Raw genomic sequence first — 23,007 nt, 5'->3', positions numbered from 1 at the left:
ACGGGCCGGGCCCGCTCCGGGTGCAGGTCCCGACCGGACCAAACGATTCTTCACCGGCCGCGGCCGCTCTGGCCCGGGCCACCGCCCACCTGCTCTCCCTTCAGGACACCGAGGGCTGGTGGAAGGGCGACCTGGAGACCAACGTCACCATGGATGCCGAGGACCTGTTACTGCGACAGTTCCTCGGCATCCGGACGGAGGAGCAGACCGCCGCGGGCGCCGCCTGGATCCGCTCCCAACAGCGCCCGGACGGCACCTGGGCCACCTTCCACGGCGGCCCGCCCGAACTGTCCGCCACGGTCGAGGCGTACGTCGCGCTGCGCCTGGCCGGGGACACCCCCGAGGCCGCCCACATGCGGGCCGCCGCCGAGTTCGTCCGCGCCCGCGGCGGCATCGCCGCGACGCGGGTCTTCACCCGGATCTGGCTCGCCCTGTTCGGCTGGTGGCCGTGGGAGGAACTCCCCGAGCTGCCCCCCGAGCTGATCTTCCTGCCCAGCTGGGCACCGCTGAACATCTACGACTTCGGCTGCTGGGCCCGGCAGACCATCGTGCCGCTGACGGTGGTCTCCGCCAACCGCCCGGTCAGGCCGGCCCCCTTCGCACTCACCGAGCTGCACACCGACCCGGCCGACCCGCACCCCGCCCGGCCGCTGGCCCCCGCCCACACCTGGGACGGCCTCTTCCAGCGTCTCGACCGGCTGATGCACGTCTACCACCGCTACGCCCTGCGCCCGCTGCGCAGACTGGCGCTCGCCAGAGCCGGCCGGTGGATCACCGAGCGGCAGGAGGCCGACGGCTGCTGGGGCGGCATCCAACCGCCCGCCGTCTACTCGCTGATCGCCCTGCACCTGCTCGGCTACCCGCTCGACCACCCGGTGATGAAGGCCGGGCTGGCCTCCTTCGACGGCTTCACCGTGCACACCGAGGACGGCCGGCGCTGGATGGAGGCCTGTCAGTCCCCGGTCTGGGACACCTGCCTGGCCGCCATCGCCCTGCGCGACGCCGGCCTGCCCGCCGACCACCCGGCCCTGGTCGACGCCGCCGACTGGATGCTCGGCGAGGAGATCACCGTCAAGGGCGACTGGTCGGTCAAACGCCCCGGACTCGCCCCCGGCGGCTGGGCGTTCGAGTTCCACAACGACACCTACCCCGACATCGACGACACGGCCGAGGTGGTGCTGGCCCTGCGCCGGATCGCCCACCCCGACACCGAGCGGCTGGCCGGCGCGGTGCGCCGCGGCGTCGAGTGGAACCTCGGCATGCAGTCGAGGAACGGCGCCTGGGGCGCCTTCGACGTCGACAACACCAGCCGGCTCCCGAACAAGCTGCCGTTCTGCGACTTCGGCGAGGTGATCGACCCGCCCTCCGCCGACGTCACCGCCCACGTGGTCGAGATGCTGGCCGAGGTCGGCCTCGCCCACGACCGGCGCACCCGGCGGGGCATCGCCTGGCTGCTGGCGAACCAGGAGCCCGACGGCTCCTGGTTCGGCCGCTGGGGCACCAACTACGTCTACGGCACCGGCTCGGTGGTGCCGGCCCTGATCGCGGCCGGACTCACCCCCAGCCACCCGGCGGTCCGTCGGGCCGTCCGGTGGCTGGAGGACCGGCAGAACCCGGACGGCGGCTGGGGCGAGGACATGCGCTCGTACGAGGACCCGGCCGGCTGGGCCGGGCGCGGCGAGTCCACCGCCTCGCAGACCGCCTGGGCGCTGATGGCCCTGCTGGCGGGCGGCGAGGACGGCGAGGCCGTCGAACGCGGGGTGCGCTGGCTGGTGGACACCCAGCTGCCGGAGGGAACCTGGGACGAGCCGCAGTTCACCGGCACCGGCTTCCCCTGGGACTTCTCGATCAACTACCACCTGTACCGGCTGGTCTTCCCAGTGACCGCGCTCGGCCGGTACGTCAACGGCACCCCCCTGGGCGGAGGCAGACGATGACCGAAGGCCCGCTACTGGTGCTGTGCGCGCTCGGCCCGGAGCTCTGGGCCCTGCGCGGCGGCGACTGGACGGGCGCCCACGGCGGCCCGCCGGTCCTCGCCCGGACCGGCATGGGCCGCCGCCGGGCCGGCCGCAGCGCCGCCCGGCTGCTGACCGGCGAGGGCTACGGCGCCCTGGTGGTGGCCGGTTTCGGCGCCTCGGTGGCGTCCGGTGTCCACCCCGGCGAGGTGATCGTCGCCGACGCCGTCCGCGACACCGACGGCCGGCGCTTCGAGCTGGACTCGGCCCCGGCGCTGGCCCAGGCCCTGCGGGCCCGCGGGCTCACCGCGCACACCGGCCTGCACCACACCGCGGACCAGGTGGTCCGCGGTGCCCGGCGGGCAGAGCTGCACGCCGGGGGCGCACTGGCCGTCGACATGGAGGCGGCCGCCGTCCTCGCCGCCCGGGCCGAGCTGCGGCCCGGGCTGCCGGCCGCCGTACTGCGGATCGTGGTCGACACCCCCGAACGCGAGCTGATCCGCCCGGGCACCCTCCCGGCGGGGCTGCGCGCCTGGCGCACCCTGCGCGCCGCCGTACCGGCGCTCACCGCCTGGCACGCGGCCACGGGCGGGCCGCACCCCGCCCCCACCCCCCTCCCGCCCCACCCACAGCCCTCGACGCTCCCTCAGGAGGCGAGCTAGTCATGGCCATGCCGCTGCGTCAGACCATCCGGGTCGGCACCTACCTCATGCAGCAGAAGATCAAGCGGCGGGACAAGTTCCCGCTGATCGTGGAGCTGGAACCGCTCTACGCCTGCAACCTGGCCTGCGAGGGCTGCGGCAAGATCCAGCACCCGGCCGGCGTGCTCAAGCAGAGAATGCCCGTCGCCCAGGCGGTCGGCGCGGTCCTGGAATCCGGCGCCCCGATGGTCTCCATCGCCGGCGGCGAGCCGCTGATGCACCCCCAGATCGACGAGATCGTCCGCCAGCTGGTGGCCCGCCGCAAGTACGTCTTCCTGTGCACCAACGCCCTGCTGATGCGCAAGAAGCTGGACAGGTTCACGCCCTCGCCGTACTTCACGTTCACCGTGCACATCGACGGGCTGCGCGAGCGCCACGACGCCTCGGTCGCCAAGGAGGGCACCTTCGACGAGGCGGTGGAGGCGATCAAGGAGGCCAAGCGGCGCGGCTTCCGGGTCACCACCAACTCCACGTTCTTCAACACCGACACCCCGCAGACCATCATCGAGGTGCTCGACTACCTCAACGACGAGCTGCACGTCGACGAGATGATGATCTCCCCGGCGTACGCCTACGAGAAGGCCCCCGACCAGGAGCACTTCCTCGGCGTCGCACAGACCAGGGAACTGTTCAAGAAGGCCTTCGCCGGCGGCAACCGGCTGCGCTGGCGGCTCAACCACAGCCCGCTCTTCCTGGACTTCCTGGAGGGCAAGGTCGACTTCGAGTGCACCGCCTGGGGCATCCCGAACTACTCGCTGTTCGGCTGGCAGCGCCCCTGCTACCTGATGGCCGACGGCTACGTGCCGACCTACCGCGAGCTGATCGAGAAGACCGACTGGGCCAAGTACGGCCGCGGCAAGGACCCGCGCTGCGAGAACTGCATGGCGCACTGCGGCTACGAGCCGACCGCCGTCCTCGCGACCATGGGCTCGCTCAAGGAGTCCCTGCGCGCCATGCGCGAGACCCTCGCCGCCAACCGGAGCGGCTGAGCGTCCCCGTGCCCCGGACCACCCCGCCCGTCGGCGGGCCGGGGCACAACAGGCGGGCGGCCCGCCGCGGCCGCAGGCTGGACACCGACAGTCATCGTTTTGAACGAGCCGCGAGGTGAAGCCATGTCACTTCTGCCCACCATCAAGGGGCCCGCCGACCTCAGACGGCTGCCGGCCGAGGACCTGCCGCTGCTGGCCGACGAGATCCGGGACTTCCTGATCGACGCCGTCACCCGCACCGGCGGCCACCTCGGCCCCAACCTCGGCGTGGTCGAACTGACCATCGCGCTGCACCGGGTCTTCGACTCGCCGCACGACCGCATCCTGTTCGACACCGGCCACCAGGCCTACGTACACAAGCTGCTCACCGGCCGCCAGGACTTCACCCGGCTGCGGGCCAAGGACGGCCTCTCCGGCTACCCCTCCCGCGGCGAGTCCGAGCACGACCTGATCGAGAACTCGCACGCCTCCACCGCGCTCGGCTACGCCGACGGCATCGCCAAGGCCAACCAGCTGCTCGGCCGCGCGGACCGGCGCACCGTCGCCGTCATCGGCGACGGCGCGCTCACCGGCGGGATGGCCTGGGAGGCGCTCAACAACATCGCCGACGCCAAGGACCGCCCGCTGGTCATCGTCGTCAACGACAACGAGCGCTCCTACGCCCGGACGGTCGGCGGCCTGGCCCACCACCTGTCGACGCTGCGCACCACCCAGGGCTACGAGCGCTTCCTGGCCCGCGGCAAGGAGGCGCTGCAGCGCACCCCGCTGGTCGGCCAGCCGATCTTCGACGCGCTGCACGGCGCCAAGAAGGGCTTCAAGGACGCCTTCGCCCCGCAGGGCCTGTTCGAGGACCTGGGCCTGAAGTACCTCGGCCCGATCGACGGCCACGACATCGGCGCGGTCGAGCAGGCGCTGCGCCAAGCCCGGCACTTCGGCGGCCCGGTGATCGTGCACTGCCTCACCGTCAAGGGGCGCGGCTACCGCCCTGCCGAGCAGGACGAGGCCGACCGGTTCCACGCCGTCAACCCGATCGACCCGTACACCTGCCTGCCCATCTCGCCCTCCGCCGGCACCTCCTGGACCTCGGTCTTCGGCGGCGAGATGCTCGCGCTGGGAGCCGACTACCCCGACGTGGTCGCGATCACCGCCGCGATGCTCCAACCCGTCGGCCTGGCCAAGTTCGCCGCGGCCTACCCGGAGCGGACCTTCGACGTCGGCATCGCCGAGCAGCACGCCGTGGCCAGCGCCGCCGGCCTCGCCACCGGGGGTCTGCACCCGGTCGTCGCGGTCTACGCGACCTTCCTCAACCGGGCCTTCGACCAGGTCCTGATGGACGTGGCCCTGCACCGGCTCGGCGTCACCTTCGTCCTGGACCGGGCCGGCGTCACCGGGAACGACGGCGCCTCGCACAACGGCATGTGGGACATGTCGATCCTGCAGGTCGTCCCGGGCCTGCGGCTGGCCGCCCCGCGCGACGCCGAGCAGCTGCGCGCCCAGCTGCGCGAGGCGGTGGCCGTCTCCGACGCGCCGACCGTGCTGCGCTTCCCCAAGGGCGACCTCGGCCCGGCCGTGCCCGCCGTGGAGCGGATCGGCGGCGTCGACGTACTCCAGCGCACCGGCCCCAACCCCGACGTCCTGCTGGTGGCCGTCGGCGCGATGGCGCCGGCCTGCCTGGACGCCGCCGCCCTGCTGGCCGCCGAGGGCTTCACCGCGACGGTGGTCGACCCGCGCTGGGTCAAGCCGGTCGACCCGGCCCTGGTCTCGCTGGCCGCCGCCCACCGACTGGTCGTCACCGTCGAGGACAACGGGCGGGCCGGGGGAGTCGGGGCGGCGATCGCCCAGGCCCTGCGCGACGGCGGTGTGGACACCCCGCTGCGCGACCTCGGCATCCCGCAGGAGTTCCTGAACCACGCCGGCCGCGGCGAGATCCTGGAGCAGATCGGGCTCACCGGCACCGGCGTCGCGGCGCAGACCGCCGCCTTCGCCAAGCACCTGCTGCCGATCCGAGGAGCGAACCCGCACCATGCCGGCTGACCGACCCGCCCGCCCGCTCGACCTGGCCGCCCTGATCGCCGAACGCGGCGCCGAGCGGTACGAGCTGCAGAACACGTACCTCAACCCGCAGCTGTCCCGGATGCTGCACACGATCGGCTTCGACAAGTACTACGAGCGAGCCGAGGGCCCGTACTTCTACGACGCCGAGGGCAACTCCTACCTCGACATGCTGGCCGGCTTCGGCGTCTTCGCCCTCGGCCGGCACCACCCCGTGGTCCGGGACGCGATCCACCAGGTGATCGACCTCGGCCTGCCCGACCTCACCCGCTTCGACTGCTCACCGCTGCCCGGCCTGCTGGCCGAACAGCTGCTCTCGTACGCCCCGGGCCTGGACCGGGTGTTCTTCGGCAACAGCGGCACCGAGGCGGTCGAGACGGCGCTCAAGTTCGCCCGCTACGCCACCGGGAGACGCCGGGTGCTCTACTGCGACCACGCGTTCCACGGACTGACGGCGGGCTCGCTGTCGGTCAACGGCGAGGCCGGCTTCCGCAAGGGTTTCGAGCCGCTGCTGCCGGACACCGCGATCCCGCTCGGCGATCTCGGCGCGCTGGCCAAGGAGTTGAAGCGGGGCGACGTCGCGGCGCTCATCGTCGAGCCGATCCAGGGCAAGGGCGTGCACGCGGCCCCGCCCGGCTGGCTGCGGTCCGCGCAGACCCTGCTGCACGAGCACAAGGCCCTCCTGATCTGCGACGAGGTGCAGACCGGCATCGGACGCACCGGTGACTTCTTCGCCTACCAGCACGAGGAGGGCGTGCTGCCGGACCTGGTGTGCGCGGCCAAGGCGCTCTCCGGCGGGTACGTGCCGATCGGCGCCACCCTGGGCAAGAGCTGGATCTTCGAGAAGGTCTACTCCTCGATGGACCGGGTGCTGGTGCACTCCGCCTCGTTCGGCTCCAACGCGCAGGCGATGGCGGCCGGCCTGGCGACCCTGCAGGTGATGCGGGACGAGCGGGTGGTGGAGAACGCCCGGCAGGTCGGCGACCTGTTCCGGGAGCGGCTGACGGCGCTGGTGGACAGGTACGAGCTGCTGGCCGAGGTGCGGGGCCGCGGTCTGATGATCGGTATCGAGTTCGGCCGGCCGAAGTCGCTCAAGCTGCGGACCGGCTGGACGGCCCTGCAGGCCGCCCGCAAGGGCCTGTTCGCACAGATGGTGGTGGTGCCACTGCTGCAGCGGCACCGGATCCTCACCCAGGTCTCCGGCGACCACCTGGAGGTGATCAAGCTCATCCCGCCGCTGACCATCACCGAGCGGGAGGTGGACCGCTTCATGGCCGCGTTCACCGAGGTGATGGACGATGCGCACCGCGGCAGCGGGCTGATGTGGGACTTCGGGCGGACCCTGGTCAAGCAGGCCGTCGGCAGCAGATGACCGCAGGGGGGCGGGGGGCGCGGAGCGGCCCCCGCCCCTGAGGGACGGTCAGCGGGGCACGGTCAGCGGGGCGCGTCGCACAGCGTGGACTGGACGGCGGCCAGGATCTTCTCGGCCTTCTCCGGCCCGAAGCCGCCCGGGTGCGCGGGCGAGGTGAAGCGCTGCTCGGCGAGGGCGATCAGCTTGGCCCGGTCCTTGGGGAAGTTGTAGATCGCCTGGCACTGGGTGCGGGCCGCTTCCACGGCCTTGTCCGGCTTGCCCGCCACGATGTCCGGGTCGATCGCGTCCAGGGCCGCGACCAGCTTCGCGGTGGCCGCGCCGTCCGGGGCGGGCGGCAGGCCGGCGTCGGCCGGGGGCGCGGACTTGGACGCCTCGGGCGCGGGCGGCTGCGAGGCGGGCGCCGAGCCCTGCGGGGCGGGCTCGGAGGGCGCGACGGCGGTGGACGGCGCACCGGAGGCGGCGGCGGGGGCGCTGCTCCCGCCGCTGTCGGCACCGCTGCCGGAGCAGGCGGACAGGGTCAGGGCGGCGATGGCCGTGCAGGCCAGCAGGGTGGCTCGAAGACGCATGCCCGTACGGTGTCATGCTCGCGTCCGGTTCGGAAGCCCCCGGCGTCGCGGCGCCGCCGGAGGGCGCCACCGGCCGGTACGGCGGGTCACAGCTCGGTGCGTCGGCGCCGGACCACCACCCAGAGGTCGACGGCGGCGAACAGGGTCAGCGCGCCGCAGGCGGCGGCGAAGACGGTCAGCGTGGCCTGGCTCGGGTTGTCGGCCGAACCCGAGCGGGCGGCCCAGACCGCGAAACCGACCGTGAGCAGCGCGAACAGCGGTGTGAACAGCATCGAGAGCAGGAAGCGCAGCTTCAGGTCGGTACGGGCGGTGGCGGGTTCGGTCCCGCTCCGCCAGGTCCTGGGTGTCTTCGCCGGTCGCATCGCGCTCGCCTCCGCGCCCTGTCGCTCCACCTCCAGGGTAGGCCGCGGGCCGGTCGGCCGGTCGGCTCAGTCGCCCCGCCGCATCCGGGCGATCCGGGTGTCCAGGCCGGCGATCAGCGGCTCGGCCGGCGGCAGCGCCAGCAGGACCAGCAGTCCGGCCGCCCAGCCCGCCAGGACGTCGGAGAGCCAGTGGGTCCCCAGGTAGACCGTGGTCAGCCCGATCGAGACGGCGGTCGCGCCGGCCAGTACCGCGCCGGTCCGCCGGCCCCGGGTGGCCAGGTAGGCGAGCACGCCCCAGGTGACCACCGCGTTGGCGGTGTGCCCCGAGGGAAAGATGTTGCCGCCGGAGAACAGCTCGGGGGAGCCCACGTAGTGCGCGTAGTGCGGACCGAGCCGGCCCGTCACGATCTTGACTGCGCCGACCGTGATGTTGAGCAGCAGCAGTGCCGTGCCCATCACCAGCAGCGGCCGCATCGTCCCCGTCCGGTACGAGCGCCAGCCGAGCCACAGGCAGGCGGCGATCGCGGTCGGCCCGCGCTGTCCGGCCACCACCCAGACGTCCAGGTACGGCTCCAGCTCGGGCCAGCGCCGGTAGGGCTGGAGCTGCTGGAACGACCAGTCGAGGTCGACCAGGGTGGTGTCGCAGAGGATTCCGACCACCACCAGGAGGTAGCCGAGGCCGGTGAACCCGAAGGCCATGGCGTGCCGTCTGCTGATCGGCGGCCACCCCGACTCGATGGCGGTTCCGCTTCCGTCCCGGGCGGAGGTAATCGGGGGGTCGGTGGATTCGATTCTGACTGGCACGTGCCAGAGGTTACCCGGAGTCGGCGGACGGCTCCGAAAGTTGTCCGAAGTTGGCTGGTCAGGATGGTGTGCTGATCTTGTGTGCCGTGCGAAAGCCGCTCCGGCCGCACGTCGGTGCGCCGATTCATGAAGGTTTCTCCAATTGAATCCCGGGGAGGCGGCGAATTGAGTGGCGGCCATTCCCGTGATCGGAAATGGCCGCCATTGCTCGGATCTACTGCCGTTCGGACGGTTCGCTGTCCGAGTCCGCGCAGGCTCAGGAACAGTGGAAGCGGGCCGCCCCCCAGTCGCCGTGGTCGCCGGTGGCCGTACCGACGCCGGTCACCACCAGGTGCACCCGCTGCGCCCCGCCGAGCGGGACGTCCACCGCGAGCGGGGCCGACTGGGAGCCGAGCGTCGGCGAGGTCCACAGGGTCGCCCCGTCGGCCCGGACCGAGAAGGTGACGTCGCCGTACCCGCTGATCTCGTCGTCGATGCCGACCGTCGCGGTGAAGGAGGAACAGTGACCGCCGGTCAGGATCTCGATGTCGGACGCGGCGTGCGCGCCGATCCCCTTCGGGAACACGGTGCCGTTGAGGGTGATCGGCCGGCCGTCGGCCGCCCCCTGCTCGCCGTTGCTGCGGTCACGCTCGGCCGGGCCCCAGCCGTTCGCCGAGCTCAGCCAGGTCAGGTCGCTCGCCCAGCTGTCGGCCCGCGGGCCGCCCGGGTCGGGCGGGGTGCTGCCGCCGCCGACCGCGCTCGCGCCGTCCAGCACCAGCTGGAAGGCGGCCGAGGTGGACAGCGCGGCCGTCTTGACGTCGACCACGCCGGTGCGGTCCGCCGGGTCGTACCACCAGCCTTCGGCGGCGGCGTCGAAGGCGGCCTTGGAAGCGTGCTTCGGCAGCGCCCGCCCGCCCAGCGCGACCCGGGTCGGCGCGGTGGTGCTGTGCACGGTGAAGGTGTACGGCCGCGCGGCCTGCTTGCCGGTGAAGTCGCCGCTGCTGGCACTCACGTCGATCCGGACCTGGCCGACGCCGGTGGCGGGGGCGTCCACCGTGGCGGTCTGGGTGGCGTACCTGCCGGCGCGGTGCTGCCGGGTCACGCCGTCGTCCTCGTAGAGGCCGAACGAACCGTGGCCCTGCGGGTAGACGTCCCAGGCCAGCGGCGAGCCGGCGGTGCGGTCGAGGTAGGAGCTGACACCGGGCCACATCGGCACCGTGGCGCCGGCCCTGACGAACAGCGGCAGGGTGTCCAGCGGGGCCTGGTAGCCGTTCACCGTGGTCGGGCCCTGGTAGGTGCGGCCGGTCCAGTAGTCCACCCAGGTGCCCTTGGGCAGGTAGATGCCGTCCCGGACGGCGGTGTCCGCGTACACCGGTGCGACCAGGAAGTCGGTACCGCTGAGGAACTCGTACTTCGCCGCGTCGGTGGCCGCCACCGGGTCGTCCGGGTACTCCAGGGCCAGCGGGCGGACCGGGCCGACGCCGGTGCGGGTGGCCTCGGCGGCGAAGCTGTACATGTAGGGGAGCAGCGACTCCTTGAGCTTCAGGTACTTGCGGTTGATCGCGGTGTACGGCTCCCCGTACCGGTACGGCTGCTTGTCGCTGGGGGCCCAGCCGTCCATCGACATGATGGCCGGCAGGAAGGACTTCCACTGCAGGTCGCGGGTGTAGGTCTTGGCGCTGCCGCCGAAGATGCCGTCCACGTCGCCGCTGTTGTAGGCCATGCCGGACATGGTCGCGCCGGCGTAGGTCGGGATCTGCCAGCGGATGTAGTCCCAGCTGCCGGACTGGTCGCCGCTCCACTGCACCCCGCAGCGCTGCGCGCCGGACCAGCTCTCCGGGGCCCAGGTGAAGCCCCGGGCGTCGCTGTTGGCCTCGATGCCCTGGTACGCGGCCTTGCAGCCGTCGAGCGCGAACTTGTAGCCCGAGCCGACCCAGGCCACGTCCAGCTTGGCGACCCGCTGACCGGCCCTGACCTGGTCGGCGAGCTGGGCGAGGCCGTTCTCGGTCCACAGGCCCATCTGCATCTTGCGCTGTTGCAGGCCCTGGGCGGTCTGGGCGAGGTTCTCGTAGCCGCAGCCGTACCCGTCGTTGACCAGCATCCAGCCGTTCGGCATGTCGTTCTGGAGGTATCCGTCGGCGACCTTGAGTGCGTCCAGGGTGTGCCGCTCGCCCCGGTTGGCGTTGTGCAGGTAGCAGTCGGAGTCGCCCATCTCCAGGCCGTAGATCGGCGGCAGGAAGGGCTTGCCGGTCAGTGCGGTGTACTGGCCGATCACGTCCTTGGTGGTGGGTCCGGCGAAGTAGTACGCGTCGAAGCGCAGCTCCTGCTCGGTGGTGGTGACCGGGTCGGTGAAGGCGTAGGTGCCCGGGGCCCAGGTGTTGCGGAAGACGCCGTAACCGGCCGAGGAGAGGTAGAACGGCACCGAGTTCGGGTGGCCGCCCTCGTTCCAGTTGGTGTCCTGGGAGACCTGGACGGTCCTGTCCCGGTGCGAGAAGGAGCCGTTCTGCTCGCCCGCGCCGAAGAACTGCTCGGTGGCGCCCCGGGTGAGGGTCTGGGTGGTGGCCTTGGTGTCCCAGCCGAGCGGCTTGGACTCGGACCACACCAGGGTGCCGTCCGCCCGGTACAGCGCGAACCGCAGGGCCGACTTGTAGACCCGCAGGGTCAGCGCCGCGGTGGAGATCTCGTACCGGTCGCCGGCGTCGCGCCAGCTGGTGGCGGGCGGGGCGCCCTGGGGCAGCACGATGTCGGAGCCGGTCGGGTCGGTGAAGGTGCCGTTGGGGGCGAGCTCGATCCGGAAGACCTGGTCGGTGGTGAAGCTGACCCGGGCCCTGGCTTTGCCGGCCGAGACGGCGTAGACCGCGCCGTTGGCGCTGAACGCGGTGACGGCGCCGGCGCTGGTGGTGGCGGCCGCGACGGCGGTGGGGGCGAGCGCGGCGCTGAGGCTCGCGCCGGTCAGGGTCAGTGCGGCGGCGAGGGCCAGGGCGGCCGGCCGTATGAGCGGGTGGTGCACAGTTCTGCGCATAAGCACCTCTCACAGTGCAGTATTGAGCAACTGTGGGCAGGTATAGCGCAGTTCCGCGCGCCTGACTACGGGCCCGGCGTGAAATCCGGCGTGAAATGTCCATGCGGAGACGCGCCCGGAAACGTCGAAGGCCCCGCATCTCTGCGGGGCCTTCGACACCGGACGGGCGCTGATCAGGGCAGCAGCCGCTCCACGGCGACGGCGCCGTACTTGGCCAGATCCTGACGGGCCTTCTCGATCAGCTCGGGGGTGGGCTCACGGCCCGAGGCGCGCACCAGGTCCTCGGGATCGACGGGGTGCTCGGATCCGGTGTGCAGCAGGTGGTCCGGGGTCGGCATGGAGTCGACGTCACGCGGTTCGGACATAGAGGGCCTCCGGGAGAGGGGGTCGGTCGGCCGTCCGGGCGGGCGGCAGGCCTCCTAACGAGTGTGGACCTGTCCGCCCGTTGCCCGCGCGGTGAGGCCGCCCCGGCGTGTCGCGCCCCGGACCCCGCCGGGCCCGGCTAGTCGAGCGGGCCGCCCGCGACGTAGATGACCTGACCGGAGACGAAGCCGGCGCCCTCGGCGGCCAGGAACGAGATCGTGCTGGCGATGTCCTCGGGGACACCGACCCGGCCGACCGGGATCTGGGTGGCCGCGGCGGCCTTGAACGCCTCGAACTCCATGCCGACCCGGGCCGCGGTGGCCGCCGTCATGTCGGTGGCGATGAAGCCGGGCGCGACCGCGTTGGCGGTGATGCCGAACTTGCCGAGCTCGATCGCCAGGGTCTTGGTGAAGCCCTGCAGGCCGGCCTTGGCGGTGGAGTAGTTGGCCTGGCCGCGGTTGCCCTGGGCGGAGGAGGAGGACAGGTTGACGATCCGGCCGAAGCCCGCGTCCACCATGTGCTTCTGCACCGCGCGGGTCATCAGGAAGGCGCCCTTGAGGTGCACGTCCATGACGGTGTCCCAGTCGGATTCGGACATCTTGAACAGCAGGTTGTCCCGCAGGACGCCGGCGTTGTTCACCAGCACCACCGGGGCGCCCAGCTGCTCGGCGATCCGGTCGACCGCGGCCTGGACCTGCTCGGCGTCCGAGACGTCCGCGCCGACGGCCAGCGCCCGGCCGCCGGCCGCCGTGATCCGGTCGACGGTCTCCTGGGCCGCGGCCTCGGCCAGGTCGACCACCGCGATCGCGTAGCCGTCGGCCGCCAGACGCAGGGCGGTGGCGGCGCCGATGCCCCGGGCGGCGCCGGTCACGATCGCGACCCGGGTGGTGATCTGCTCGGTCATGCTCGTACTCGTCTCTCTCGATGGGGTGACGGGCGAGGCCGGAGCGTTGACGGCGGCCTCCCCGGGACGGCGTCCGGCCCGGGGCCGTCGCCGCCCGATGCGGGGCGGAGCGGGCGGGCGCGGAGCGTGGTGGTGGCGCTGCGTGGTGCGCGGTCACCTTACCGGCGAGTAGGATTCCGGGCCAGAGGGCAGCGCCGCAGGTGACGGAGGGTGAGGGCGCCCCGGATCCGAGCGGGTGAACCATCGTCTGACACGACCCCGACAGGCCGGGGAAATATGCCAACTTCGCCGAACATGCGTCTACTATTGGCCCCTGCCTGCCAGCACAGGCCGACCGTTTGTATAGTGTGCGCCAGCAGCCACCGGCTGCACGGCTGGCGTGCCTTCCATCACAGCGGGATGCTCACTCGCCGTTACTGCCCCGCTCGGGTGTCCCACACACACCGGGCGTGACACCGGGACGGATTTCATGGTGCTGGGGGAGATCCCGACAACCCGAGTGACCGGTCGACTGCAGCAGTCGCCCGGCCACCTCATCCGCGTGGCCCAGCAGGTACACACCCGCTTGTGGTCCGAATTCGTCGGTACCGAGCTGACGGCTCCGCAGTTCGCCGTTCTGCTGGTGCTGGCCCTTGAACCGGGCGCCGACCAGCGCACGGTTGGCGAGCGGGCCTCGCTCGACAAGGCCACGATGGCCGAAATGGTCGCCCGCCTGGTGCGGCGCGGTCTGGTGCTCCGCCGCCGCGATCCGGCCGACGGCCGTCGCAAGCTGCTGGCACTCTCGCAGAACGGCGCCCAGGCGGTGCGCGAGGCCACCGGCGGAGTGGTCCGCGTGCAGCGCACGCTGTTCGAGCCCCTCAACCCCGACGAGCAGGTCGAGATCGTCCGGGTGATGTCGAAGATAGCCCGGCTGGAGCCTGCCGCCGTCGCGGTCATGACCGATGCCCGGCCGATGCTGGACGCCCAGCGGGCGATCGGCTACCTGATCCGGGTGGCGCAGCAGGTACACACCAAGCTCTGGTCCGAGAAGGTCGGCTCCGAACTGACGGCCCCGCAGTACGCGGTGCTCGACGCGCTGGAGACCGAGCCGGGCGCGGACCAGCGCACCGTCGGCGAGCTCGCCTCGCTCGACAAGGCGACGATGGCGGAGATGGTCAGCCGTCTCGTCCGCCGTGGTCTGGTCCTGCGTCGCCGTGACCCCTCCGACGGGCGGCGCAACCTGCTCTCGCTCTCGCCGGACGGCCAGGACCTCTTGCACCGCTCGGCGGCGGGCGTGCGTGAGGTCCAGCAACTCCTGCTCTCCCCGCTCGACGCGGACGAGCACGAGCCGGCGATGGCCCTGCTCGCGAAGGCGGCACGGCTGTAGTTCCGGTTCCATCCGTGAATCGGGTGTAACGATTCGCCAGGGCACTTGAAGGGCCGTCACCCCCGCGGGGGTGACGGCCCTTCAAGCGTGTCCGCCGACCGGGACGGTCAGTTCCAGTCGAAGCCCTGCGGGTCCGGGCCGATCCGGACGCCGGTCTCCACGGCGGCGATCGCGGCCAGGTCGTCGGCGTCCAGTTCGAAGCCGGCCACGTCGAGGTTCTCCCGGATCCGGGACGGCGTCACGGACTTCGGGATCGCGATGACGCCGCTCTGCAGGTGCCAGCGCAGGACCACCTGGGCCACCGTGCGGCCGTGCTTCTCGGCGATCTTCACCAGCGTCGGCTCCGCGAGCAGGGCGCCGCCCTGGCCCAGCGGGCTCCACGCCTCGGTGGCGATGCCGTGCCCGGACTGGAAGTCGCGCAGCTCGTGCTGCGGGAAGTACGGGTGCAGCTCGACCTGGTTGAGCACCGGCACCACGGAGCTCTCCTTGAGCAGGGTCTCCAGCTGCGGGATGCCGAAGTTGGAGACGCCGACCGACTTGACCCGGCCGTCCGCCAGCAGCTCCGTGACGCCCTCCCACACGTTCAGGAAGGTGCCGTGCATCGGGCGCGGCCAGTGGATCAGGTACAGGTCGACGTAGTCGAGGCCGAGCTTGCCCAGCGAGTCGTCGAAGGCCCTGCGGACGGCGTCCCGGCCCTGCCGGCCCGACCAGTCCCTGGTGCCCGAGTTCCACAGCTTGGTGGTGACGTACAGCTCTTCGCGCGGGACGCCCGCCTGAGCGACGGCCTCGCCGGTGCCGACCTCGTTCTCGTAGATCGCGGCCGTGTCGATCGAGCGGTAACCGGCCTCGATGGCGGTCCGCACCGCGGGAGCGGCCTCCGCGTCCGGGACCTGCCAGACACCGAAGCCGAGCTGCGGGATCTCCGCGCCGTTGTTCAGGGTGACGCTGGGGATGGTGCTCACGAGAAGGGGTGCCCTTCTGATCGTCCGATGATGTTCGACCATGACCAACCGGTGGCGACGGCGAATCATTCCCCGACCGGGATTCACCGTCAGCGGTGAACCCGCGCGGGCGGACGCGGGCCGGGGGCGGGTACGACCGGAAAACCTGTTGCGCAGCTCACATCGGGCCCGGCACGCTCGATGCCCATGACGTCCTGATGAGACCGTCCCCCCGCCCCGCCCCGCCCTGGCCGCACACGCGTCCCCAGGGCGCATCGCCGCGCCCGAGAACCGGTCGCGCGCCTCGGCAGCCTGCCGCAGAGACCCTGTCAGCACCGCGCAAACGGAGCGTCATGCCGCTCACACCCCTGCCCATGTCCGATCCGGGGACCCCGGACCTCTCCTCCCCGATCGCCTTCCTCCGCTGGCTGCGCCGCTGCCAGCGCCGCGGCCAACGGCTCGCCACCTGCTGGGGTGTGCTGGAGCTGGGCTGCATGGCGGCCCTGCCGACCGCCCTGGGCCTGGGCATCCAGGCCGCCGTCGAGCACGACGGCGCCGGGCTCTGGCGGGCCGGAGCGCTGGCCCTGGTCCTCTCGGCCGTCCAGACCACCGGCTTCGTCCTGCTGCACCGCCAGGCCGTCTGGAACTGGATCACCGCCGCCTCCCAGCTCCGCCAGCTGGTCGCCCGCCAGGCCTCCCACCTGGGCGCCGGGCTCTCCCGCTCGATCGCCACCGGCGAGATCGTCGCCGTCAGCAGCGGCGACGTCGAGAAGATCGGCTGGTACGTGGAGCTGACCGCCCGGGTGCGCGCCGCCGTCCTGGTCTGGCTCGGCGTCAGCCTGGCCGTCCTGGTGCAGCAGCCCCTGCTCGGGGTGGCCGTCCTGCTCGGCGTACCGGTGCTGGCGGTAGCCGTGTGGCCGCTGCTCGGCCCGTTCGAGCGCCGCTACGACGAGCAGCGGGCGCTCGGCGGGAAGGCGACCGAGCTGGCCGCCGACACCGTCGCCGGGCTGCGCGTGCTGCGCGGCATCGGCGGCGAGGAGCTGTTCCTGCAGCGCTACCGCGCCGCCTCCCAGCAGGTCCGCGGCGCGGCCGTCCGGGCCAGCCGGATCTGGGCCCTGATGCAGGCCCAGCAGGTCCTGCTGCCCGGCCTGTTCGTGGTCGGGGTCACCTGGTACGGCGCCCGGCTGGCGGTCTCCGGGCGGATCGAGGTCGGCGAGCTGGTGGCCGTCTACGGTGCCACCGCGTTCCTGGCGGCCCCGCTGCGGATCCTCGGCGAGGCCGCGCACGCCTACAGCGTGGCCCGGGTCTCGGCCGCCCGGGCCACCCGGGTGCTGGCGCTGACCCGCGGCGGCGACGAGGCCGACCCGGCCGCGGTGCTGGACCGGCCGGACCGCGCCGACCTGCACGACCCGGTGACCGGGCTGACCGCACGGGCCGGCCGGCTGACGGCCGTGGTCTGCGGCGACCCGGACTTCGCCGGCGCGTTCGCCGCCCGGCTCGGCGGCCATCTGCCGCCCGTCGAGGGGGAGCCGCCCGTACCGGGCGTCCGGCTCGGCGGCACGGTGCTGGACGAGGTGCCGCTGGCGGCCGCGCGGGCGGCCGTGATGGTGCACGACAAGGAGCCGGTGCTGCTCTCCGGCACGCTGGCCGACCTGCTGGACGTGCCCCGCTCCGGCCGGGTGACGGTGGCCGAGGCGCTGGCCGCGGCGCAGGCCGAGGACGTACTGGACGCCCTGGTCGACGGCTCGCCCGAGTGCGCGGGGGACGCCATGCGGGCCGTGGTCACCGAACGCGGCCGCTCGCTCTCCGGCGGCCAGCGCCAGCGCCTGGCGCTGGCCCGCTCGCTGGTCGCGGACCCGCCGGTGCTGGTGCTCGACGAGCCGACCAGCGCGGTGGACGCGCACACCGAGTCCCGGATCGCGGCCGGGCTGGGCGAACTCCGGGCCGGTCGCACCACCGTGGTGTTCGCGACCAGCCCGCTGCTGCTGGACCGGGCCGACACGGTGGTGCTGGTGCGCGACGGCCGGGTGAGCGCCACCGGCGGCCACCGTGAGCTGCTGGCCGCCGACCGGCACTACCGCGCGGTGGTCACCCGCGAGGACGACACCCCGATGGTCCGCGACGAACCCGTGAAGGAGCCGGTATGAAGCCTCCAGCCGTCCAGGAGAGCGGGCCGGCCACCATGCTGCCGGTCGGCTCGCCGGCCGCGGTCCGTTCGTACGTGCGGCTGCTGGCCCGGCGCCACCGCCGGGGGTTCAGCGGCGTGGTGCTGCTGCACACCGTGGCCACGGTGGCGGGCCTGGTCGGCCCGTGGGTGCTCGGCTCGCTGGTGGAGTCGCTGAGCGCCGGCACCGCCGAGGGCAGGGTGCTCTCGGCCGTCGGCTGGTACCTGGCGGCGCTGGTGGTGCAGTCCGTCTTCACCGGGCTGTCCCGGCTGCGCGGCGGGGTGCTCGGCGAGGAGGTGCTGGCCGACCTGCGGGAGGACTTCCTGGTCCGCTCGGTCGCCCTGCCGCCGGGCGTCCTGGAGCGGGCCGGCACCGGGGACCTGGTCTCCCGGGGCACCACCGACATCGACCGGCTGGCCAAGTCGGTCCGCGAGGCGGTGCCGGAGCTGGCGGTCGCGGTGGTCTCGCTGGTGCTGGTGTCCGGCGCGCTGGTGCTCACCTCGCCACTGCTGGCGGTCAGCGCGCTGATCGGCCTGCCGCTGCTGCTGGCCTCCTCCCGCTGGTACTTCCGGCGGGCCCCGCAGTCGTACCGGGCGGAGTCGGCCGGCTACGCGGCTGTCAACACCGTGCTGGCCGAGACGGTGGACGCGGGCCGGACGGTGGAGGCGCTGCGGCTCGGCGAGGAGCGGGTCGAACTGACCGACCGCAAGATCGCCGAGTGGCTGGACTGGGAGCGGTACACGCTGTGGCTGCGGGTCAGCTGGTTCCCGACCATCGAGGCGACGTACGCCCTGGCGATCCTCGGCACCCTGCTGCTCGGCGGGGTGTACACGCTGAACGGATGGATCGGCGTCGGCCAGCTGACCGCGGGAGTGCTCTACGCCCAGGCGCTGACCCACCCGGTGGACATGATCCTGCGCTGGTACGACGAGCTGCAGATCGGCCAGGCCTCGCTGGCCCGGCTGGTCGGCGTCCGCGAGGTGCCGGACCGCGAGACCGACGAGTCGGCGCACCCGGACGGCGCGCGGGTGACGGCGGACCAGGTGCGGTTCGGCTACCGCGAGGGCGCGGACGTGCTGCACGGCATCAGCCTGGACGTGGCACCCGGCAGCCGGGTCGCGCTGGTCGGCCCGTCCGGGGCGGGCAAGTCGACCCTGGGCCGGCTGCTCGCGGGCATCTACGCCCCGGGCCGCGGCAGCGTCACGCTCGGCGGCGCGCAGCTCTCGCGGATGCCGGCCGAGCGGGTGCGCACCCAGGTGGCGCTGGTCAACCAGGAGCACCACGTCTTCGTCGGCACCCTGCGGGACAACCTCCGGCTGGCCCGGCCGGACGCGGACGACACCGAGCTGCGGGCGGCCCTGGCCGCGGTGGACGCCGCCGAGTGGGCGGACGCGCTGCCGTCCGGCCTGGACACCGAGGTCGGCTCGGGCGGTACGGCGCTGACGCCGGCCCAGGCGCAGCAGCTGGCACTCGCCCGGCTGGTGCTGGCCGACCCGCACACCCTGGTGCTGGACGAGGCCACCTCACTGCTCGACCCGCGGGCCGCCCGGCACCTGGAGCGCTCGCTGGCGCGGGTGCTGGACGGCCGTACGGTGATCGCGATCGCGCACCGGCTGCACACCGCGCACGACGCGGACGTGATCGCGGTGGTCGAGCGGGGCCGGATCAGCGAGTACGGCAGCCACCCCGAACTGGTGGCGGCCGACGGCCCGTACGCGGCGCTGTGGCGCTCCTGGCGGGACGAGCGCTGACGGCTCGTCACCCGCGGCCGCCGGGGCCGGCCGGTCGCCCGTACGGGTGTACCGCGTTGCGCCGCCCGGGCCAACCCCGGGCGGCGCGGCCGTCCCCGGGCCCGGCGCGGCGCAGACTGCGGGGGTGACCAAGATTTCCGACGGCTCCCCGGGGGCCAAGAAGCGCGGCGAGATCGCGGGCGTACCGACCAGGGTGATCGCCATCGTCGTGATCGTGGCGCTGGCGATCTGGTTCCTGTTCGCCAACCTGGAACGGGTGAAGATCCAGTTCTGGGTCTTCACCGTGACGGCGCCGCTGTGGATCGCGCTGCTGGCGACCCTGGTCGCGGGTGCGGCGCTCGGCTGGCTCGCCAAGGGGCGCCAGAGCAGGTGACCGCCGCCGTCTTCACCCCGCTGATCAGTCTCAGCGGGGTGAACAAGCACTTCGGCGACCTGCACGTGCTGCGGGACGTCGACCACGAGATGGGATTCGCCCGGTCCGCCGCCAACCGGGTGGTCTTCATGGCCGACGGCCGGATCGTCGAGGACCGTGCCCCCGAGGACTTCTTCGCCCGTCCGGAGAGCGACCGGGCCAGGGACTTCCTCTCCAAGATCCTCAAGCACTGAGGCGGCGCCGTGCGACGCACCACCGCGGCCGGTGCTGCCGGCCCTGGCCCTGGTCCTCCTCCTGACCGGCTGCGGCAAGTCCGGCACCCCGCAGGTCAAGGGCCCGCAGCCGGGCGCCCTGCCCAGCTACCAGGTGCAGAGCGGCGACGCGGTCACCGGCTCCGCCGCCCTAGACGCGGCCCGGGCCAGGGGCCACCTGGTGGTCGGGGTCGAGGAGGACCAGCCGTACCTGGGGCAGAAGGACCCGGCGAGCGGCGTCTACTCCGGCTTCGACATCGAGATCGCCAGGATGGCCGCCGCCGACCTGGGCTTCGCCCCGGACCGGATCGAGTTCAGCACCATCGCCTCGGCCAACCGCGAGACCGCGCTGCAGAACGGCCAGGTCGACTACTACGTCGGCACCTACACCATCAACGACAACCGCAAGAAGCTGGTCGGCTTCGCCGGCCCGTACTTCGTCGCCGGGCAGGCGCTGCTGGTGCGCAGGAGCGACGAGGAGATCAACGGGCCGCAGGACCTGAACGGCCGGAAGGTCTGCTCCGCGGCCGGCTCCACGCCGTACCAGCGGATCCAGAAGGACTACCCGAAGGCCAGGCTGATCGGCTACGACACCTACTCGGCCTGCGTCGACAACCTGATCAGCGGCCAGGTCGACGCCGTCACCACCGACAACGCCATCCTCCAGGGCTACGCGGCCAAGGCACCGGACGAACTGCGGATCGCCGGGGAGCCGTTCTCCACCGAGCCGTACGGCGTCGGCACCCCGAGGAACGACACCGCGCTGCGCCTGGCCATCGACGACGCGCTCGCCCGGCACGAGCAGAACGGCGACTGGCGGAAGGCGTACGAGGCCACGCTGGGCCTGTCCGGGATGCCCGCGCCCGAACCGCCGCCGATCGACCGGTACTGACCCGGCCGGTACCGGCCGGCACCGGCGCGCTCCGCAGACGCGTACCGCTCGGTGGTGGCTCCGCTCGGCAGTGTGATGATCGCGCTGGCGAAGAACACGGCCATCGCCGGTTCGTTCAGCGTCACCGAACTCCTCGGCGTCTACCGGCCGCTGAACGAGCTCGGCTACGGCATCGTCTGGACCTTCGTCTGGATCGCCGCCGGCTACCCCGCAAGACCCAGGTGATGGCGTACGTCCTGGTGCCGCAGGCCAACCGGGCGATGCTGCCCGGCATCATCAGCCAGCTGGTGGTCGCGCTCAAGGACACCTCGCTGGGCTTCCTGATCACGTACGAGGAGTTCCTGCGCGCGGGCGAACTGATCGCCACCAACCTCGACTACGGGCTGCCGTTCATCCCGGTGGTGCTGGTGATCACGCCGATCTACCTCGGCATGTGCCTGCTGCTCTCCTGGCTGGCCCGCTGGGTGGAGCGGCGGGGCCGGTGCAGCCCGCGGGCACGCGGCGGCGCCCCGATGGCGAGGGCGGGTGTGGTGATGGGGCTGCCGCTGACCGGGGAGTGACAGGAGATACCAAAGTGACGGAAGGGGATTTGGCCCGTGACCCCAAAATCCGCTTATGATTCTCGGGTGTTCGACTCACGGCACATCAAGACCTTCCACCAGGTGGTCACCAGCGGCTCCTACTCGGCGGCCGCCCGGGTACTCGGCTACACCCAGCCGGCCGTCACCCAGCAGATGAAGGCGCTGGAGCGCACGGCCGGCGTCCCGCTGTTCACCAGAGCCGGCCGCGGGCTGCGCCTCACCGAGGCCGGCGAGGCGCTCGCCCGGCACGCCCGGACCATTCTGACCAGCCTGGACGCCGCCCAGCAGCAGCTCGGCGCGCTCGCCCGGCTGCGCGCCGGACGGGTGCGGGTCTGCGGCTTCCCCAGCGCCAACGCCACCCTGATTCCCGAGGCGATGGCCAGCCTGCTCGCCGACCACCCCGGTGTCCGGGTGGAGCTGACCGAGGCCGAGCCGCCCGAGTCCGTCCAGCGGCTGCTGCGGGGCGAGTGCGACGTGGCCCTGGCCTTCAGCTACCAGGGCGCCGTCCCGCCGGTGGCCGACGAACTGGTCGAGATCCCGCTGCTGGAGGACCGGCTCACCGTGCTGCTCCCGGTCGGCCACCCGCTGGCCCGCCGGCACGCCGTCCGGCTCACCGACCTGACCGAGGAGCGCTGGATCGCCGGCTGCCCGCGCTGCCGGGCCAATCTGCTGCAGATCTGCGCCGACGAGGGCTACGCTCCCGACGTGGTGTTCACCACCGACGACAACCTGGCCGTGCAGAGCCTGGTCGCCGCCGGGGTGGGGATCGCCCTGATGCCCTCGCTGGTGCTGGCCTTCATGTGCCACCAGAAGGTCACCGGACGGCTGGTCGAGCCGCACCAGTTCCGCCGGGTCTCCGCGTACGTGCTGCGCGAGCACATGCGGGTGCCGGCCACCGCCGTGGTGGTGGAGGAGCTCCGCCGGGCCGCCGCGGCCCGGGCCGGCTGCTGAGCCCCGGGCCGACCCATAAGCATTGATGGTGGATCGGCCAAGAAACCCTCCTTGGACGTGATGGGACAGTCCGTCCGACCCTGCAGGCATGACAACCACCGCCCCGAGAGCAGTCACCGCCGCCTGCACCCGGCGCCTGCGCGACCTGGTCGAGGAGATCCGGGAGACCGTCGAGCGCGGCCTGCCGCCCGAGCTGACGGCCTACCTGGTCGGTGAGCGGCTCGCCCCGCACCTCGGAGCGGCCGACCTGCTCACCGCAGAGCAGTGCGAGGGCGACCCCGACCGCTACCGCCAGCACCTGCTGCACGCCGAGGCCGACGGCAGCTTCTCGCTGGTCGCCCTGGTCTGGCTGCCCGGCCAGCAGACCTCCGTCCACGACCACCTCTCCTGGTGCACCACCGGCGTGCACCTCGGTGAGGAGGGCGAACGCCGCTACCGGCTGGTCTCCGACGGGAGCACCGCGCGCCTGGTCGCCACCGAGGACGTGGTCAACCGGCAGGGCACGGTGTGCGGCTTCGCGCCGCCCGGTGACATCCACCGGGTCCGCAACTGCGGCACCGGCACCGCGATCTCGCTGCACGTCTACGGCGCCGACCTGGCCCGGCTCGGCAGCAGCATCCGCAGGGTCTACCGCCTCCCCGCCGACGAGCGGTGACGGCGCCGTGGC

19 protein-coding genes and 3 pseudogenes are annotated in these 23,007 nt (G+C 72.7%); 15 read left to right on the top strand and 7 right to left on the bottom strand.

Annotation, left to right across the window (positions count from 1 at the left end; genetic code table 11):
* Positions 1–20: 20 nt before the first annotated feature.
* The 5 genes from shc (at position 21) to OG871_RS09195 (ending at position 7,069) form a co-directional block, all read left to right on the top strand.
* Positions 21–1,937 carry a squalene--hopene cyclase gene (gene shc, locus OG871_RS09215; protein WP_371503252.1) on the top strand — a complete coding sequence of 639 codons (1,917 nt, stop codon included), beginning with the start codon at positions 21–23 and terminating at the stop codon, positions 1,935–1,937.
* On the top strand, positions 1,934–2,617 hold the full coding sequence (locus tag OG871_RS09210; protein ID WP_371495796.1) for a 1-hydroxy-2-methyl-2-butenyl 4-diphosphate reductase: 684 nt from the start codon (positions 1,934–1,936) through the stop codon (positions 2,615–2,617). The genes shc and OG871_RS09210 overlap by 4 nt, the downstream gene beginning before the upstream one ends.
* Before the next feature lie 2 nt (positions 2,618–2,619).
* Positions 2,620–3,645 carry an adenosyl-hopene transferase HpnH gene (gene hpnH, locus OG871_RS09205; protein ID WP_371495795.1) on the top strand — a complete coding sequence of 342 codons (1,026 nt, stop codon included), beginning with the start codon at positions 2,620–2,622 and terminating at the stop codon, positions 3,643–3,645.
* Between the two features lie 123 nt (positions 3,646–3,768).
* On the top strand, positions 3,769–5,679 hold the full coding sequence (dxs, locus tag OG871_RS09200) for a 1-deoxy-D-xylulose-5-phosphate synthase (RefSeq protein ID WP_371495794.1): 1,911 nt from the start codon (positions 3,769–3,771) through the stop codon (positions 5,677–5,679).
* Complete coding sequence (locus OG871_RS09195) at positions 5,669–7,069, top strand: aspartate aminotransferase family protein (protein WP_371495793.1); 1,401 nt, start codon at positions 5,669–5,671, stop codon at positions 7,067–7,069. The genes dxs and OG871_RS09195 overlap by 11 nt, the downstream gene beginning before the upstream one ends.
* A 62-nt stretch (positions 7,070–7,131) precedes the next feature.
* Here OG871_RS09195 and OG871_RS09190 read toward each other — a convergent pair whose 3' ends face one another.
* The 6 genes from OG871_RS09190 to fabG form a co-directional block, all read right to left on the bottom strand.
* Entirely contained in the window at positions 7,132–7,635 is a 504-nt protein-coding gene (locus tag OG871_RS09190) for a hypothetical protein (protein WP_371495791.1), read from the bottom strand.
* Positions 7,636–7,721: 86 nt separating this feature from the next.
* Positions 7,722–7,997: a DUF6343 family protein gene (locus OG871_RS09185; RefSeq protein ID WP_371495789.1), complete on the bottom strand. Its 276-nt coding sequence runs from the start codon at positions 7,995–7,997 to the stop codon at positions 7,722–7,724.
* Between the two features lie 66 nt (positions 7,998–8,063).
* Positions 8,064–8,696, bottom strand: coding sequence for a phosphatase PAP2 family protein (locus OG871_RS09180; protein WP_371495787.1), 633 nt, complete (start codon positions 8,694–8,696; stop codon positions 8,064–8,066).
* A 361-nt stretch (positions 8,697–9,057) separates the two neighbouring features.
* Positions 9,058–11,802, bottom strand: coding sequence for an NPCBM/NEW2 domain-containing protein (locus tag OG871_RS09175; RefSeq protein ID WP_371495785.1), 2,745 nt, complete (start codon positions 11,800–11,802; stop codon positions 9,058–9,060).
* 173 nt (positions 11,803–11,975) lie between these two features.
* Complete coding sequence (locus tag OG871_RS09170) at positions 11,976–12,167, bottom strand: hypothetical protein (RefSeq protein ID WP_371495784.1); 192 nt, start codon at positions 12,165–12,167, stop codon at positions 11,976–11,978.
* A gap of 137 nt (positions 12,168–12,304) precedes the next feature.
* Positions 12,305–13,069 carry a 3-oxoacyl-ACP reductase FabG gene (fabG, locus tag OG871_RS09165; protein ID WP_371495782.1) on the bottom strand — a complete coding sequence of 255 codons (765 nt, stop codon included), beginning with the start codon at positions 13,067–13,069 and terminating at the stop codon, positions 12,305–12,307.
* A 565-nt stretch (positions 13,070–13,634) separates the two neighbouring features.
* Between fabG and OG871_RS09160 the strand changes: the two genes are divergently transcribed.
* Positions 13,635–14,435 carry a MarR family winged helix-turn-helix transcriptional regulator gene (locus tag OG871_RS09160; RefSeq protein WP_371495780.1) on the top strand — a complete coding sequence of 267 codons (801 nt, stop codon included), beginning with the start codon at positions 13,635–13,637 and terminating at the stop codon, positions 14,433–14,435.
* A gap of 107 nt (positions 14,436–14,542) precedes the next feature.
* Here the strand turns inward: OG871_RS09160 and OG871_RS09155 are convergent, their stop codons facing one another.
* A complete protein-coding gene (locus OG871_RS09155) occupies positions 14,543–15,397 on the bottom strand; it encodes an aldo/keto reductase (protein ID WP_371495778.1) in 855 nt (284 codons plus the stop codon).
* A gap of 332 nt (positions 15,398–15,729) precedes the next feature.
* Between OG871_RS09155 and OG871_RS09150 the strand changes: the two genes are divergently transcribed.
* The 9 genes and pseudogenes from OG871_RS09150 to OG871_RS09110 all read left to right on the top strand — a co-directional run bounded on the left by OG871_RS09150 (position 15,730) and on the right by OG871_RS09110 (position 22,995).
* On the top strand, positions 15,730–17,523 hold the full coding sequence (locus OG871_RS09150) for an ABC transporter transmembrane domain-containing protein (protein WP_371495776.1): 1,794 nt from the start codon (positions 15,730–15,732) through the stop codon (positions 17,521–17,523).
* On the top strand, positions 17,520–19,292 hold the full coding sequence (locus OG871_RS09145; protein ID WP_371495775.1) for an ABC transporter ATP-binding protein: 1,773 nt from the start codon (positions 17,520–17,522) through the stop codon (positions 19,290–19,292). Before OG871_RS09150 ends, OG871_RS09145 begins: the two co-directional genes overlap by 4 nt.
* A gap of 124 nt (positions 19,293–19,416) precedes the next feature.
* Positions 19,417–19,665 carry a lipopolysaccharide assembly protein LapA domain-containing protein gene (locus OG871_RS09140; protein ID WP_371495773.1) on the top strand — a complete coding sequence of 83 codons (249 nt, stop codon included), beginning with the start codon at positions 19,417–19,419 and terminating at the stop codon, positions 19,663–19,665.
* A 77-nt stretch (positions 19,666–19,742) separates the two neighbouring features.
* Positions 19,743–19,898 (top strand): annotated as a pseudogene (locus tag OG871_RS09135) (amino acid ABC transporter ATP-binding protein); the annotation flags it as partial.
* Positions 19,899–19,929: 31 nt separating this feature from the next.
* Positions 19,930–20,808, top strand: a complete 879-nt coding sequence (locus tag OG871_RS09130) for a glutamate ABC transporter substrate-binding protein (protein ID WP_371495772.1) — start codon at positions 19,930–19,932, stop codon at positions 20,806–20,808.
* 39 nt (positions 20,809–20,847) lie between these two features.
* A pseudogene (locus OG871_RS09125) lies at positions 20,848–21,015 on the top strand (amino acid ABC transporter permease); the annotation flags it as partial.
* A gap of 2 nt (positions 21,016–21,017) precedes the next feature.
* Positions 21,018–21,368 (top strand): annotated as a pseudogene (locus OG871_RS09120) (ABC transporter permease subunit); the annotation flags it as partial.
* A 66-nt stretch (positions 21,369–21,434) separates the two neighbouring features.
* Positions 21,435–22,340 (top strand): LysR family transcriptional regulator, encoded by a 906-nt coding sequence (locus tag OG871_RS09115; RefSeq protein WP_371495770.1) that lies wholly within the window; start codon positions 21,435–21,437, stop codon positions 22,338–22,340.
* A gap of 88 nt (positions 22,341–22,428) precedes the next feature.
* The gene (locus OG871_RS09110; RefSeq protein ID WP_371495768.1) at positions 22,429–22,995 is read left to right on the top strand and encodes a cysteine dioxygenase; all 567 of its coding nucleotides are present in this window, start codon (positions 22,429–22,431) and stop codon (positions 22,993–22,995) included.
* The last annotated feature ends 12 nt before the right edge of the window (positions 22,996–23,007 follow it).

It is taken from the genome of Kitasatospora sp. NBC_00374, assembly GCF_041434935.1.
Lineage (GTDB): Bacteria > Actinomycetota > Actinomycetes > Streptomycetales > Streptomycetaceae > Kitasatospora.
The sequence above is the reverse complement of the archived record's forward strand: the minus strand, read 5'-3'. Positions and strand labels throughout refer to the sequence as shown.

Coding starts and splice junctions, on each gene's coding strand:
- OG871_RS09170 (WP_371495784.1), bottom strand. CDS start 12,167: ATGTCCGAACCGCGTGACGTCGACTCCATGCCGACCCCGGACCACCTG.
- OG871_RS09175 (WP_371495785.1), bottom strand. CDS start 11,802: ATGCGCAGAACTGTGCACCACCCGCTCATACGGCCGGCCGCCCTGGCC.
- hpnH (WP_371495795.1), top strand. CDS start 2,620: ATGGCCATGCCGCTGCGTCAGACCATCCGGGTCGGCACCTACCTCATG.
- OG871_RS09210 (WP_371495796.1), top strand. CDS start 1,934: ATGACCGAAGGCCCGCTACTGGTGCTGTGCGCGCTCGGCCCGGAGCTC.
- OG871_RS09190 (WP_371495791.1), bottom strand. CDS start 7,635: ATGCGTCTTCGAGCCACCCTGCTGGCCTGCACGGCCATCGCCGCCCTG.
- OG871_RS09195 (WP_371495793.1), top strand. CDS start 5,669: ATGCCGGCTGACCGACCCGCCCGCCCGCTCGACCTGGCCGCCCTGATC.
- OG871_RS09145 (WP_371495775.1), top strand. CDS start 17,520: ATGAAGCCTCCAGCCGTCCAGGAGAGCGGGCCGGCCACCATGCTGCCG.
- OG871_RS09110 (WP_371495768.1), top strand. CDS start 22,429: ATGACAACCACCGCCCCGAGAGCAGTCACCGCCGCCTGCACCCGGCGC.
- OG871_RS09185 (WP_371495789.1), bottom strand. CDS start 7,997: ATGCGACCGGCGAAGACACCCAGGACCTGGCGGAGCGGGACCGAACCC.
- fabG (WP_371495782.1), bottom strand. CDS start 13,069: ATGACCGAGCAGATCACCACCCGGGTCGCGATCGTGACCGGCGCCGCC.
- dxs (WP_371495794.1), top strand. CDS start 3,769: ATGTCACTTCTGCCCACCATCAAGGGGCCCGCCGACCTCAGACGGCTG.
- OG871_RS09180 (WP_371495787.1), bottom strand. CDS start 8,696: ATGGCCTTCGGGTTCACCGGCCTCGGCTACCTCCTGGTGGTGGTCGGA.
- OG871_RS09150 (WP_371495776.1), top strand. CDS start 15,730: ATGCCGCTCACACCCCTGCCCATGTCCGATCCGGGGACCCCGGACCTC.